This window comes from Aquirufa sp. ROCK-SH2, from assembly GCF_054558315.1.
Genome location: NZ_JBPXKB010000001.1, coordinates 321,150 through 337,384 on the forward strand (window position 1 = coordinate 321,150; position 16,235 = coordinate 337,384).

8 protein-coding genes are annotated in these 16,235 nt (G+C 34.5%); 1 reads left to right on the forward strand and 7 read right to left on the reverse strand.

Annotation, left to right across the window (positions count from 1 at the left end; genetic code table 11):
- Position 1 precedes the first annotated feature (1 nt).
- The 7 genes from V7S79_RS01385 to V7S79_RS01415 all read right to left on the reverse strand — a co-directional run bounded on the left by V7S79_RS01385 (position 2) and on the right by V7S79_RS01415 (position 13,897).
- On the reverse strand, positions 2-1,405 hold the full coding sequence (locus V7S79_RS01385) for a glycoside hydrolase family 30 protein (protein WP_459488715.1): 1,404 nt from the start codon (positions 1,403-1,405) through the stop codon (positions 2-4).
- Positions 1,406-1,507: 102 nt separating this feature from the next.
- Entirely contained in the window at positions 1,508-3,094 is a 1,587-nt protein-coding gene (locus V7S79_RS01390; protein WP_459488717.1) for a SulP family inorganic anion transporter, read from the reverse strand.
- Between the two features lie 19 nt (positions 3,095-3,113).
- Positions 3,114-4,982 carry a proton-conducting transporter transmembrane domain-containing protein gene (locus V7S79_RS01395; protein ID WP_459488719.1) on the reverse strand — a complete coding sequence of 623 codons (1,869 nt, stop codon included), beginning with the start codon at positions 4,980-4,982 and terminating at the stop codon, positions 3,114-3,116.
- 3 nt (positions 4,983-4,985) lie between these two features.
- Positions 4,986-7,469 carry a YbcC family protein gene (locus V7S79_RS01400; RefSeq protein ID WP_459488720.1) on the reverse strand — a complete coding sequence of 828 codons (2,484 nt, stop codon included), beginning with the start codon at positions 7,467-7,469 and terminating at the stop codon, positions 4,986-4,988.
- Between the two features lie 76 nt (positions 7,470-7,545).
- Positions 7,546-7,911 carry a hypothetical protein gene (locus V7S79_RS01405; RefSeq protein ID WP_459488722.1) on the reverse strand — a complete coding sequence of 122 codons (366 nt, stop codon included), beginning with the start codon at positions 7,909-7,911 and terminating at the stop codon, positions 7,546-7,548.
- A gap of 149 nt (positions 7,912-8,060) precedes the next feature.
- The gene (locus V7S79_RS01410) at positions 8,061-11,456 is read right to left on the reverse strand and encodes a HEAT repeat domain-containing protein (RefSeq protein WP_459488724.1); all 3,396 of its coding nucleotides are present in this window, start codon (positions 11,454-11,456) and stop codon (positions 8,061-8,063) included.
- Between the two features lie 11 nt (positions 11,457-11,467).
- Entirely contained in the window at positions 11,468-13,897 is a 2,430-nt protein-coding gene (locus V7S79_RS01415) for a TonB-dependent receptor (protein WP_459488726.1), read from the reverse strand.
- A gap of 133 nt (positions 13,898-14,030) precedes the next feature.
- Here V7S79_RS01415 and V7S79_RS01420 point away from each other — a divergent pair, with 133 nt between their 5' ends.
- Positions 14,031-16,184 carry a penicillin acylase family protein gene (locus tag V7S79_RS01420; RefSeq protein ID WP_459488727.1) on the forward strand — a complete coding sequence of 718 codons (2,154 nt, stop codon included), beginning with the start codon at positions 14,031-14,033 and terminating at the stop codon, positions 16,182-16,184.
- Positions 16,185-16,235: the final 51 nt, after the last annotated feature.

Genomic DNA, 16,235 nt, shown 5'->3' on the forward strand with positions numbered 1-16,235 from the left:
ATCAATGGATTAAATAGGTGATTGCTGATTTAGCAGGAATGTTTATTTCGACAAATTGCTTGTTAACTTTTATTTGGTATCGCTTTTCAGTATCGTATTCATTTAACAAAAGCAATACCTTTTTATGATCTTTTCTTGCGAAGGCTACTCCAGAAATTCCCGTTGGAAGATGTAATCCAATTCTTTTAGCACCCGAAGGAACAAATTTGGAAATTTGAGCAAGGATATAATATGCCACGTTTTTTTGAATCTGATTAGAGATAGTCAAAGCCCCCAAACATTCCGTACATCCACCAGGTGTATGTGGGCCAAAAGATGAATCATTGGCTAAATTCCATTCTAAAACTGTTTTAGCCTCATTATTTAAGCCTCCAATTACCACATTTTTCAAATGCCACATAAAATCCCCTTCAAAATTTCCCTTGATGCCAGTCCATTGTTCCGTAAAATAAACATCTTTTTCAGGATGCGCTTTTTTAACTTTAGACAACGCCTGAATGTCTCCTGCATACAAATGAAATGCAGAACCAGCTACAAATTTTCGAGTAATGGGGTCGTTTAATATATCTATGGCATATTCCGGATGATCGCAATTATGATCAAATAATAGAATTTTTGTTTTTATGTGGTTTTTCTGAAAAATGGGGCCAAGATGATGCTTGATAAATTCATTTTGTTGTTCAGAAGGAAAATATAGGCTAGGATTATTATCTGGATTTAAGGGTTCATTTTGAGGAGTTATTGCAAAAATTGGAATGCCTTCTTTTTGCATCGAATGAATATATTTGGCCAAATATTTTGCATAGACAGCATAATATTGGACTTTTAATTGACCACCTTTAGAAGAAGCATTGTCTTTCATCCAAACTGGTGGACTCCATGGAGTGGCTATGATTTTCAATTGGGGATTTATCTGTAAAATTTCTTTTAACAAAGGAATCTTATCCCGTTTTTCCATTTCAATGCTGAAATTTTCTAAGTTTAAATCTTCTTTTTTATGGCTTAGGTCATTGTAAGAATAAACCATCGAGTCTAAGTCGGTAGCACCAATCCCAATGCGTAAAACGGATATTCCGATGGAATTTGAACCATTTCCAAATAATTCCAATAAAAGTTTTTTTCTTTCTTTAATAGGTAATTGATAAATCAAAGAAGCACTACCTCCTGTTAATGTGTACCCAAAACCATCTATTTTCTGAAAGCTTTGGTTGGGTAGTATTTCTATGATCTCTAAATGATCTTTTGATTTGTTTTTAAAAAACAGATTGGATTGTTTTACTAATTTTTGATTGTTTTTCGGTGTGGTAAGCCAAGATTCAAGGGTGCTCTGACCTTGACAATGGGATGCATAAATGAACAAAAAAACGATGCCAGTAAGGAACGTTTTAGGTAATCGTTGATACATATAAAAATAGGTTCAATTAAGAACCTAAATATATGAAAATAATTGTAAAAAATTGGATGATAAAACGCATTTGAATCGACGTTTTATCATCCAATAATAAATTTATTTGTTCTTTTTACGTGCTGCAGCTTTATGATCAGAAACTGCACGATGATTATCTAATCCAATGATCTCGACTGTACCACCTTCATGTTCATAATCGTGTTTAAAATGTTCGAAATTTTCCATCACAGAGTGGTCCACTAAATGAGTTTTACTTAAATCGATAGTCACTTTAAACGATGGAGGAATGGCTTCTAATTTTCTTTTAATGCCAAGAAAATTAGTGAAAACAGCTGCATCTGAAATTTCAATTAGGTATTCATCATCTGTGAAAGAAACCTCTGTAGGAGCATTGAATATTGCTTTCAAAGGTTTTCCATTGAATAAATTGATCAAAATTTCAGTTAAAATTCCAGCGCCAATTCCTACTAATAAGTCAACACCTAAAGTGAAAATAATCGTTACGATAAAGATCAATAATTGCTCTTTACCTTTTTCCAAGGTATGAATAAATTCTTTCGGATGAGTCAACCTAATTCCTACTGTAATCAACATGGCAGCTAAGGCTGTATTAGGAATTAACTCAATCAAATGAGAGGCTAATAGCACAAAAATTAAAATGAAAAAGCCATGAAAAAAGTTCGCCCATCTTGTTTTTGCACCATTGGCAATGTTGGCGGAAGAACGCGCCACCTCTGAAATCATAGGTAAACCACCTAAAACTGCAGCAATAGTATTACCGATTCCAGTGGCAATTAAATCTTTGTTAGCATCCGATTTACGTCTAAATGGATCTAACATGTCCATTGCTTTTACGGTCAGTAATGATTCTAAAGATCCAACTAGCGCAAACATGATTACGAATTTGATAAAAATACCTGTTTGTTGAATTCCATTAAAATCCACATTCCATTTCACATTATCCAATAAATTTCCAATATGTACCAAAGCATATTTGGGTTCAGTATGTTGGAAATCCATGTATAACTCTGCAGGAATTGCAATGCACAAAACAACCAACGGAGCGGGCACTTTTTTAATGATTGGATTCTTAATAAATGGCCATAACATCATAATTGCCAAACTTATTGCCCCAATGATAGTAGCTCGTGGATCCATTTCTCGAATAAATTCAGGGATGGATGCCAATAATTCCAAAGGCTCTTTGCCTTTCGTCAAGGCTGGGTTAACATCTAAAAATACAGGTATTTGCTTTCCAATGATGATTAAGCCAATAGCAGCTAACATCCCGTGTACGGCAGATAATGGAAAGAAATCCATTAGTTTTCCTAATTTAAAAACACCAAATAGGATTTGGACAATTCCAGCAGCCACCATAGCGCCTAAGGCTAAATGCCAACCCAATTCTCCCCCACCAAATTCATTGACAGCTCCTGCAACAATGACAATTAATCCCGCCGCAGGTCCTTTGATGGATAATCTTGAACCCATGAATAAACTAACCACAATACCACCTATGATTGCCGTAATTAATCCCATAATGGGTGGGAAATCAGATGCTTTGGCAATACCTAAACTCAATGGTAAGGCCAATAAAAATACGATGAATCCTGATGATGCATCACTAGCAAAGTTTTCTTTTAATCCTGCTATGCCGTCTTTTGGCAAATTTGCTTTTAATTTCATAATATATAGAGTATATAAGTTAAAAATATCTGTTTGAAAAATCGGAATGTGTTCGATAATTAGGTCCCATGAATACGCGGGCATAAATTCGAATGATTGACAATCCGTCTAAAATGAAACACAAGGAAACAATGCTTGCTAAAACAAATTGGTCCTCATGAATGTGAGAAAATATCAAATCTTCCCCTATAAATGCCGGAGTAATTGGAAATCCCGTCAAGCCTAAACAAGCCAATAAAAACACCAACGCAATTTTGGGGTGATTTTCAGAAAGACCTTGAAAACGATTCAAGGTAATTTTTCCTTCTTGTTGGAATAGTCGCTGTAAGCAAAGTGCGCCAATAATACCAGCAATACTAATTCCACTTAAGTAGAGTAAGGTTTCTGAAAAATCATATTTTTCATTGAATGACATCGCCAAAGCAATGAAAAAATGGTTCATAATCACCAAGGTCCAACTCATACGGATACTTCTTCTTTGCGTAAAAGACTTAAGTACCATAATCAGCCCAAGTCCTGCGATGATGCTCGGAAGGCTAGACAAAAGTTCCGAAGGAATTATTTCCTGATGATTAATGAGATAAATTCCAGCGATCAAAATGATCAAAAAGAAATAAATCAATCGTTTGATATTCAAGAAATTCAACTTCTCTCCTGCTTGCTTCATGGGATTCCAAAGATATTGGTACATCATTGAATCCAAATTCCATTCTTTCAAACAAAGCATGTATAAACTATACTGCAATTTTTTGGGAAAGGAACTTTCTACACTGCTTGCTTTAGGTTCAAAATTGTAAAATTGTTCTCTGATCAAATAACTTACGACAGATGGAGAAACCAATAATTGATATGTTCTCAAAAAAGCATTTCCTGCGAAGTGAAACAAAGCTAAATTCTCAAAGCCCAATGAAATCTCAATAAATATTAATCCGATTTGCGCGATGGAAGCATAAGCTATTTGACTTTTTACAGATGATTGAACTCGGGCTATACCAGTGGTAATCACTGCTGTAACCAAACCGAGCAAACCAATTAATATCCGAACCGATGTTTGATGTTCCCAAAATGGAAAAGTACGCATCAATAAGAATACACCAATATGCACTGAAAGTGACCCGTAAAAGATAGCCGAGGAAGGTGTTGGGCCTTCCATTGCTCGTGGAAGCCAGGACGAAAATGGTAATTGGGCTGATTTTGCCGTTGCTGATAACAGAAACATTAAAGAAATAAATACTCCAATTGCACTATGCGATTGCAAATGCTCATGAACCAATTCCGCATTATTTAATTCCCAAAACGTGATGTTTTCATGCCATAAATGATGGCTTGCCCACATAGCCAAAATGATTCCCACATCACCAATACGGTAAATAGAAAATACTTTAACAGCATTTTTAACGGGTAAATACCTTTCACGATAAAATGAAATCAACAAAAAGGAAGAAATTCCTAAAATTTCCCAACCTGTAAAAAGTGTTTCTAGGTTCCCAGACAAGGTTGTTATCGAATAACCCAAGTAAAAGAACAAGGTTGTGTTATAAAATCGTTTATAACCAGATTCTCGATGTAAATAATACCTCGAATAAACCGTTACGAGGAAGGTTAAAATCGCGCCCATCATCAAATAAACAGCCGTAATTCGATCAAACAAAAAGTCGATCTGAAAAACATATTCATCATTTTTATACAAAATAATGTCGGCTAATTGAATGGTTGGAGCACCTTTTAATAACCAATACGCAACAAAAGCACTTGCGATACCTAATTGTATGCCAAGGGTACCAAAAGCGGTTCCCGAAATAACTTTCTCGTTATTTTTAGGGAGAAGTAAGCTGATCAAAAAACCAGCCAAAGGAACCCAAATGAAAATTGGAAGGATATTTTGCATGGTTTAATTTTGATTTAATAAATAAACAGGAAAATTATCTTGATGGCTTTCCAATAATTTTTCCAATGAATCTATTTTTGGTAAATTCTTGGTTATTGGATGATACGGATGAAATTCTCCATTTTTGAAGTGAAACATTTCTTTTGTTTCTGGGTGTATGGCTATCAAAACTACCCATTCATTGATAAACCACTCATAGGTTTCTGCCGCTTTCTGAATGGTTTTCAAAACTACTTCAGGGAAATGTTCTACCATCAATAATAATCGAATGGGATCATGGACTTCAGTCATTTGGGATGGTAATCCAGGTCTTAAATCTCCATCAATTCCATTTGCAACCCCAAATAAGCCCATTACATTGTGTGGCAATTTGCTTCCTGCACCCAATTTTTCGCCATCCACTCTCGAAAAGTAGTATTCCAAATTAATTCCCCCGCAAACTGGAGCCGCGGCTTTTAGAATATTAAACAGGTAATTTCCTTCAGGATCTACCCGATAATCAAACGAATTTAAAAAGGACCTTCTATCCAAAAACAAACCTTTCGATAATTCCCTTCGACCTACTAAACACAAGGCGTTCGTTGCATGATTTAATTCAGGACGGGGTTCAAAGATGGATACCGAACGAATTAATATTTTTTCATGAATTTCTTTTGCGCTTAATTTCGTATCGATAGATTCAAACCTTCTCGACCTTTCTTTGGCATTTAAATCCAAGGCTTTTTCGAAATTCTCCACATGACCTTGATGGATTTGATGATAAGCATCACTGGTGAATTGATCATCATAAAAGACCATTTCATCTCTAGTCGTATCATGCAAGGCTCCAACAAACACGGTTGAATCTGGAATATCTATTCCATTTTGTCTTAAAATAGCTCTTACTTCAGGCTTATTGGCCATTTGACTTATCACCCTGCCATTCACCGAACCTGCTCTTCCTGAGCAAGCACCACAATCATAAGCGGCATAATGAGGATTATTGACAGAACTTGCGCCATGGCCAACTACATAGATGATCTCAGCAAAATCTTTGACCAATCCAATGCTTCTTAAAAGTGATTCAACCCTCGTAGCCATTTCTTCTACTTTAAATCCAATCTGTAATCCATTTTCAGATCCACTTAAAGCATCAAAATCTACTTTTAAGGAAGAAAACTTATCAATATGTTTCAAAGATGACGCCGTTGCAGGAGTCATACTTGGTTTAAAAATATTGAAAATCAGCTTGATAGCAGACCAAAATCCCAAAGTTTGAGACATGATCCAACCTGTGTAAAAATTGTGATGATGCTTGGAGAAATTTAAATCTCTTTCTAGCTTTTTTCCTTCACCCACTTCTTTGATTAAATATTTTGGTGTGACTGGCGCTGGACAAAGTTTGGTATAGAACTTCCCTCCTAATGGCTGATAAAAGAATTCAACGCTAAAAAAACCAGGAGTTCCAAATGTTTCACAATTGGGATCTAAATTCTCTAAATATCTTCTAAATGAGCAAATTCGGTCATCAATACAAAATAGTGCTTGAAAACTCTTTTTAGTGATTTTTTTCGCTAAAACATTTTCTTGTTGAATTCCTGCCAAAACCTGATCGTAGTAGGTCCATTCAAAAGCTTCTTGCCAAATGGATACCACTTCTAAATATTCAGATTTTTCGATGGGTGAATGTAAATCTGGAATATCCTCCGTAAAGTTTTCAATGATGGGCCTCCATTTATTTTCTCCTAAAATATGATTCAAAGCATCTATTTCAAGGATTAATTCCAAATGGATTAAATCCTCTAAACTTATTCTCCGAGTATCTAACAAAGATTGTGGTAAATCTTCCACTGATGAAACCATACCTGACCAGCCTTGGTGAGCAAATTGTTGGTCAAATAAATATTGCTCATAGAAACTTTGATCATCTCCAATTAATTCATTTAACAAGTTTGTTATGCCAAATTTGTCATTTAGGAAAAGATCTTTAGCTCTTTTTGTTTTAAATAAACTGACAAAACTATTAGATTCAATTGCCCTAAGATCACTCAAAAAACCTTTTGAATGCTCAGGAAATGACCATATAGAGATGCCTTGATCGAGATAGCTAGAAATTAATCGAAACAAATTAGGATGAACTAATGCATCTAAATCTATTTTATATTGTTTTTTCCATTGCCCTCTCAATGCTCCAATTCTTGGTAAAAGATTAGGTTCTAAATCTTTCTTTAAAACCTTTTCCTTTGAAATATTTCCTCTCGATTCAATAATTCTATCTAATTGTTGAACCGAAATTCTTCCGTCAGCATACATTTCCCTAAAGGTTGTTAAAGGAAAATATACCTGATAGCCCAATTGCGTATTTGCTTTTTCCAATGCCTCATGAAATGGTAAATTCTGAAAGGCATGTAAAGTATTATGATGCACAAAGTCCATTAATGGAGCCTGTGCAGGTAAAAAGTGCTTCAAATCATGAATCACTTGGTGTTCATTGAATCCTGAATGCATAAAATTTAATAAGGTAATTTAACCCTCGTTATATGGCGAATTGAATAAAGATTTTTATTGTTGAAAAATAAAAATCCTACAGCCTGATATTCTGATGTAAAATAAAAATGGGGGTACTCGAAAAGGAAAGAATTTCCTTAAAGTGTGGTTGGCCGAATTTTGATATAAAATGATCGGCATTAAAGGTGAAATATTTTGAATCGTTTAAGATAAAATAATGAAAACCTGATTCAGAATCATCTTCATTTTCAGATGAATCCTTGTCTTCTTCAAACATGAAATTAAAGAAATTGATTTCTTTCGTTTCAGTTTTCTTAAACTGTAAATGTTTGTTGTTTAATTTTTCTAAGGTTAAGCCATAAGAATTTGTGCCATTCGATAGAGCTTCTACCGAAAAGAACAAAATAGAAATAAATAAAATGAGGATTTTATTTAGTCTCATGGGTTAAAAATTTGATACAAATGTAGCTTTTTTTTGAATTGAATGAATTAATAGCTTCATTTTTCAAGTATTTCGTTGTTAATTTTTGTAAAAATTCACAAATACTCATAAAATAAAAGCTATTAATTACATTTCAAAGTTTAATCAATTTACTTGGATTTTAATGAACTTAAGTATTCAACTACATCTCTAATTTCTCTTTTTGAAAGTAAACTTCCCATAGGTGGCATACCTGATGGACTATTCTCTCTTGATTTAATTCTAGAAATAGCGATTTTCAAAGGTTCTGCTTCATTGGTTTTCACTTGAATTTCATGTTCATTTTCCAACAATAAGGTTCCTGTCACTTCTTGTCCATCTGTTAACACTAAACTGACATTGCCATAACCCGGTGAAATTCTTGCGCTAGGCTCTATAAGTGCTTGCAATAATTGCTCTCTGGTTAATTTATTTGCAATTCCCTTTAGACTTGGTCCCACAATACCACCTTCTCCTCCCACATTGTGACATCTAACACATTGCGCTGTTTGGTTTCTAAAGAAAATATTGTTTCCTGCCTGTAAACTTCCTCCGAATAATGCTTCTTTGAACTCATCCGTTAAGGTTCCTTTGGTTTTTAAAGCATCTAATTTTGCCACCAAGTCTTTCGAATTATTCGCTTCGACAGCTTCTATCAAGTCTAATTTAACCCCTTCAGGTAATTTGGATTGAATCATTTTTTGAATCAAATCGTTCAAAATGTCTGAAGTTTTTTCTGCAGGCATTTTTCCTAAGGTTTGTAAAAGCTGTTGTTGTTCTTGTAAACTAGCTTTTTCCATGATGGAATTCGTAATTAATGGCAATTCAGATTTTTTCAATTGTACCTTATCTAATAAACTTAAAGCTAAGGTTCTAACTGCTTTATCTGAATCATCCATTCCTTTTTGTACCAACAATGGTAAATTAGGGTCATTCAAAGCATTCAAAGAACTTAATTGAGCGACTCTTACTTTGATGTATGGGTGATTAAGAAACAATTGAGTTTGCTCACTTTTGTAATCTTTGATTTGTAATTCACCCAACAATTTGGCAGTTGCAATCAGTACTTCTGCATTGCTACTTTTCAAAAAGGCTGGAATTTTGGAATGAATTCTAGCTACAACATCTTGTGGATTTCTTACCAATTTACCTCTGTATCTTCCATCTACTCTATCCATCAATGATGGATTGGCCCAAGATCCTAAAGTAGCGATAGCTTCAGCTCGAATTAAATCGGTAATATCTGCTCTTTCGGCAAATTGAATTAAAAGATCTATTTCCTTTGGAGTTCCAACACGTAGACAAGCGTTAATGGCTCTTCTAATCAATGCTTCAGATTTGAATTGACTATTTGATAAACATTCTGCCAAGGCAGGTAATGCGTCTACAATCGATTCATCATCATTAATTGCGCGAGCTGCTTCTGTGGCAATGTATTCGTCTGAATCTTTTAAGAAGATGGCAATGCGTGGACTAGCTAATCTACGCAACACTAATACTGCAGCTGTTTTTAAAGCTTTATTATTGGATGTACTTAATGCCACAATGGGCTCTTCTTTTCCAATTCTAGCCAAAGCTAAGACTGCAGCATGACGAATATAAATATCTTGGTCATTGTTATTTTCGATTAATTTAATCAAAGCAGGAATGGCAGATTCAACTTTATTTCTACCTAAAGCTTGTGCGGCAAAAAATGCTGCTCTTGGTTTTGAAGTAGTTAATAGAGAAATCAATTGATTTTCTCCACCTTTGATGAATTGGTCTCCAATTATTTTGGCTGCTTGACTTTTAATTTCATCATCGGAATCGGTCAATAATGCATTTAATGTCGTAGATACAGCATCATTATTCGATTTAGCTAATTGACCTAATCCCCAAATTCCATGAATTCTGGCTAATTGATTGTCTTTCTGATTAATAGCTTTTTGCAAAGAAGCAATTGAAACATTTCCACGTCTAGCAAATTCGAATTGAGCCTTTAAACGAACTCGAGAATCTGTGTAAAACAACAAATCATATAATTGCTGATCCACCATTTTTTCATAATCGGATTGGATTAACGATTTTGTTTTGGCTCTTTCTTCTGTTAAATCTTTATTGCTTTCGTTGACATCTATTTTCCAAACTCGGCCATAATTTTTAGTATCCCATCCAAACACCCAGTCAGCAGCATACAAAGCGCCTTCTGGACCAAATCGGATTCCTGTAGGTAAAATCCCACTCAATACATCTACCTCTGAATTAAAATCAAAACTTGCACCTTTAGGTTTTAAATCAAATGACCAAATGTGTGAACGGCTAGCATCACCAACAAATTCAACCAAGAAAAATTTATTTAACCATTTTTTTCCTAAAGCTGTCCCAGGATTTAACACCATTCCAGTAGGACCATTATGAAAATTTCTGATGGGTGGAATAATGTAAGCTGCTTGACCTTCCCATCTTGGAACGAATAATTTTTCATCCATCCATACTTTGTAGGCATTGTTTTTAGGATCTGTATATTTTCCATATTGCCAGTTGGATCTCCATCCTGCGTCTGAACCTTCTACTACGTGAACTAAACGCTCACTTTCTCCTGGATGATCACCATCGTTATCTGAACTGATTAAATTGCCATAATGATCAAAAACAAATTCATGGGTATTTCTAAGTCCAGAAGCATACACTTCAAAATCGCTTCCATCTGGATTAGAACGAACAATTACTCCAGAATTAGGAAATTTATATTGCTTACCATCTTTGGCCGTTATATTAGCGCCAATGTCACCAATTTGCCAATAAATTTTGCCATCAGGTCCTTCAATAACCCCAGACATTCCATGCCCGCCAAATCCAATATGTACACCATAACCATGTGAAATGGAGCTAGGATTTTCTAAAATGCCTTTTTTATGTGTATTATCTAATCTCCATAAATCGGGGCCAACAGAAATGAAGGCATCTTTTTTACGAATCAATAAACCACCTGTTACATCAGTGATTTCTTCATTGAATCCATTAAATATACGAGAAGAACGATCAGCAATGCCATCACCATCCTTGTCTTCAACTTTCCAGATTTCTTCTTTTTCTACCGCTAAATCTCTCCAATCATGCGAACCATCTTCGTTCAAATCTTTTAACCATTCGTTTTCAGCGCTTTTTTCGGGAGAAAAGGTCTTTTTTAAAAATGCTCTTCTTTCTTCCACACTCTGTAATCCAATGGATTCTGTCATCCAATCTCTATGTCCTCGAATATCAAATTCTGAATTTTTTTGTCGATTGGTTCTTGCCAAATAAACAGCACCTTGATCATCAATATCCATAGCTACTGGATCTGGAGCTAATGAATCAGATGCCCAACGGGTGATTTCCAATCCTTGAGCAATTTTAATGGGTGTTTTTTCTCTTGCTAATTTTGCTTTTTCTGTAATATTATCGGGATCTTCTAAAATGATTCGATAGGTTTCTTTTTCGAGTTGGTTCATACACGAATAAGAAAATGCTTGCGCTAGGAAAAGGGCTACAATAATTCTTTTTTTCATTTCAATAAAATTTATTCTTCATCCATCATACTGCGTCTTTGTTTGGCAGCTTGTTTGGTGGTATTAAAGCGATAATTAAACGTTAAATTTACTTGTGTTAAACGACCTTGGCTTTCTGAACGGGTATAAAAACCTACCCCATTGGCTTCCATTCGCATAATTCTTGAACTAAATACATCTAAAATATTTAAAGTTAAGGTTCCTTTGCCTTTCATGATGTCCTGCCCTGCCGAGAAATCCATCCATGCCATATAACCTCTTGATCCTTGTGGCGTTTTTTGCGGAGCTTCATAATTAGCACGAATTTGTACATCTACTGTTCCACCTATTTTGATTCTTGAAGCGTGTCTAGCAAACCAAGAATAAGTATCGCTTTGATAGGTGGCATAAATATTACTTGCATCTGTTATGGCTCTGAATGCATTGACACTTAAATCTGCCCGATATACTTTTGAAAAATTAAATGATCCAGCCACTTCTAAACCATAAGATTGTTGATCAGCTAAATTTTGTGGTAAAGTTCTTGAGAAACCCAATGAGTCAACTGTTCTAAATCGTTCAATTTTCCCCATCGTTTGACGATAATATAAGGAAGAAGAAATACTTCCTTTATCGAAATAATATAAATGTCCTAAATCAAATGAATTGGTGAATTCTGGATTCAAATTAGGATTTCCTGAAAAGAAATTTCGTTGGTCAGATAAAGTAACAAAAGGACTCAAATCATTATAGGTTGGTCTTCTTACTCTCCTTGAATAGGAAATTTGAAAGGAATTATCTGCTGAAACTGTATAAGTCAAATGAGCACTTGGGAACAAATTCGAATAATTTCTAGGGTTTTTGACTTTGGTATCTAAAAGTTCGGTTTGTATATCCGTTAACTCTGCTCTCAGACCTAATTGATAGGAGAATTTCTTCAATTTGTTACCAAAAATGGCATAAGCAGCAGAAATATTCTCTGTATAAACAAAGATGTTTTTCAAATTGGGCATAACGGTAAATTCTCCATTGGCTTGTTTTTCAGTTACAATGTAATCGTTGGTCATATCCCTAAAACTGGTTCTTAAACCCGTTTCAATTTTAGCATCTTTGCCAATTGGATTCACATAATCTGCTTGTAAAATCCATTGATGCTCATATTCATCATTTAAGGCTTTTTGGATTTTAGAATTTTCTGGAAAAGCTGAACCGTCTCCTTTTTTGCTTACTTGTGTAAAAATTTGATCAGAACGTTCCCAATAATCCAGGTATCTTAAATCTGCCGTAAACTCCTTCCCTTTTTTGGCATAATTCTTTTTAAAGGTTAAGGCATATTCTGCATTCGGCTCCGCTTCTTTTTCATCTTGTTGTCGGTCAGTATTGCTGTATAAATTTGTTAAACTACTTCGATAATCTAAATAATTGAAATCAGAAATTCTTCGCACATCCGTTCTTCTAAAAATATAAGACCCTGTTAAGACTGTTTTTTCATTAAAGAAATAATCCGCCCCTCCACGAATATTATTCACCATTCCAGTGACATTGTTTTTAGATGTTTGTTGAAGAAAATTGGTTGAATTGCCGTTTTTTACTTCTTGATAAATATTTCCTCGACCAGGCGTTCTTCGGTAAAACAAACCGTAATTCAAGAAAAAATTCAACTTGTTTTTTCGATAATTAATGATGGCCGTTGCGCCGTAATTTTCAGGATTTCCTAAAGTTGTTTCTATGGCACCATTAAAGCCTTGACTCTGATTTTTCTTTAAAACGATGTTAATAATGCCTGCCATACCTTCTGCCTCATATCTCGCTGAAGGATTGGTGATGATCTCAACTTTATCAATTAAATTTCCTTGTAGCGACTGTAGTCCAGAACCACCGCTAATACCAACCAAAGTAGATGGTTTTCCATCAATTAAAATTCTTACATTGTCACTTCCTCTTAATTTAATTGCACCTTCTCCATCCACTTGAACCGAGGGTAAATTCCCTAATATTTCAGATGCTGTTGCCCCTTTATTGGCCAAATCAGTTCCTACATTGAAAATCCTTTTGTCTAAAGTTAATTCCATACTGGCTTTTTGACCCTTTACGGTAACTTCTTCTAGGGTTTTTGCACTCGCTTTGGATTCAATGACACCTAGATTTTTTGTGCTATTTTCTTTATTTATTTCAACGTTTTTGATAATCGATTGCTCAAATCCAATACTTTCAATCACCACATCAAATTGTCCAAAGGTCACATCAATGGAAAATTTACCTTTTTCATCTGCTATACCTCCAGTAATTAATTTAGTTCCATTAAGTATACGAATACTAGAGAAAGGTATAGGGGCTTTGCTACTAGCCTCAATAATTTCCCCTTTTATTTTACCTTTTGATACCGATTGAGCAATACTTGGAATACTTAATATGATTAGAAAGAGAATGCTTAATAATTGAACGATTTGATTTTTTTTCATAAATAAGTTTAGATAACCTCTAAGGTATAAAGACTAATTCATATTATTTATACCGAGCTAGCAGGATTTTAATTGTTTTAATTTATTTAAATTAGTGGGATATAATGTATTAAAATCTTCAAATCAAAAGCAAATGAAGTATTTCGTTTTACTTACAAGCTTGCTAGTTAATTTTTCTATTCTTGCTCAATCCAAAAATGAGATAAATAAATGGAATTTGTCGTCGAAAAAAGTTGAAATCATTCGAGATGAATTTGGTGTACCTCATATTTATGGAAAAACGGATGCAGACGCGGTTTTTGGATTGCTTTATGCACAATGCGAAGATGATTTCTACCGAGTAGAATTAAATTACATTGAAAAGTTGGGGCGTTTGGCCGAAATAAATGGTAAAAAAGATATTGGAAATGATATCTATACTCGATTAATCATTGATCAAGAAGATGCCAAGAAGGATTATCAAAAAAGTCCTTTATGGTTAAAAAAACTACTTAATGCTTTTGCGGATGGCATCAATTATTATTTGTACAAGCATCCAGCAATACAACCTCGTTTAATCAAGCATTTTGAACCCTGGTTTCCCCTTTTATGGACCGATGGAAGTATTGGTGCAATTTCAACAGGTGATATTACAGCGAATGAAACATTTCAATTATTTGGTATGACTGATGTGAAAATGAGTCAAAATCAAATACAAACAGAAGATGAATATTTAACAGGTTCCAATGGATTTGCTATTTCACCTTTAAAATCAAAAACCGGAAATGCCCTATTTTATATCAATCCGCATGTTACTTTTTATTTTAGGCCAGAGGTTCACATGGTTAGTGAGCAAGGTTTAAATGTTTATGGGGCAGTTACTTGGGGACAATTTTTTATATATCAAGGATTTAACCAATTCAATGGATGGATGCATACTTCAAGTCAAGTAGATGTTTCTGATATGTATCGTGAAAAAATTCGAGATGAATCTTATTATTTATTGGATAATCAATGGAAACCTTTGGTGAAGAAATATTATCAATTTAAAGTCAAAGGTGATACAAACTTGGTGAACATTACCGCAAAATTCACTGGGCATGGGCCAATTATGGCGAAAAGAAATGGCGAATACATCGCTGTTAAATCCTACAATCGTTCCATGAAAAGTCTGATGCAAAGTTGGTTACGCACAAAAACAAAAGGTTTTGAAGATTTTCGACGTAACATGCAATTACGTTCAAACACTTCAAATAATACCGTATTTGCTGATTATAAAGGGAATATCGCTTATTGGCATGGAAACTTTGTTCCAAAACGAAATCCAAATTTAGATTGGGGAATTGAACAAGATGGAAGTCTGTCAAAGAACGATTGGAAGGGTTTACATCCATTGGAAGAAATTGTACATGTCTATAATCCCAAAAGTGGATGGATACAAAATTGTAACTCCTCTCCTTTCAATGTTGCAGGCAAATCGAGTCCCTTAAAATCAAATTTTCCTGTTTACATGGCTCCAGATGGTGAAAATTTTCGTGATTTAAATGCAGCTAGGTTGTTAGATAGTCGAGATAAATTAAATTTGGATGATTTAATTGAATTGGGTTATGATCGAAAATTAACAGCTTTTGAATATTTCATACCTGCATTGATTCAAGCGTTTGATCGTAATCAAAATCAATATTCTTCTTTTAAAAATCAAATGGATACCTTAAGAAATTGGAATTATTATGTAGATAAAAACTCCATTGCTCAAACACTAGCCATTTCTTGGGCAAAATTAATCCAGTCAAAAATTCCAAAAATAAAGATGTTTGGTGGAGAAATAGATCAAGTAAATGATGTAAAAACCTATTTGAAGAATGTAAAAGACGAGGAACTATTAGAAGCATTTTCAAAAGCTGTACTAGGACTAAAGGAAGATTTTGGCACTTGGCAAATCTCTTGGGGCGAGCTTAATCGGTTTCAACGAATAGACAATTCAATCATTTCTAATTTTGATGACCAACAAGCTAGTATTGCAGTACCTTTTGCATCTTCCTCTTTTGGGATGTTACCTTCCTATACAAGCAGGCCCATGGCAAATACCAAAAAATGGTATGGAGTAAATGGAAATAGTTTTGTTTGTGCAGTGGAATTTGGATCAAAAATAAAGGCCAAATCGCTTTTGGCAGGAGGCCAAAGCGGAGATAAAACTTCACCCCATTTTTTTGATCAAGCAAATATGTATGCCAATGGAACATTCAAGGATGTGCATTTTTATCGAGAGGATGTGATTAAACATCAAATGCGAGCATATCATCCTTGATGGTGAATAAGCCACCTCATTTTTAAAAAATTTCTATTTCTTTTTCTTAAA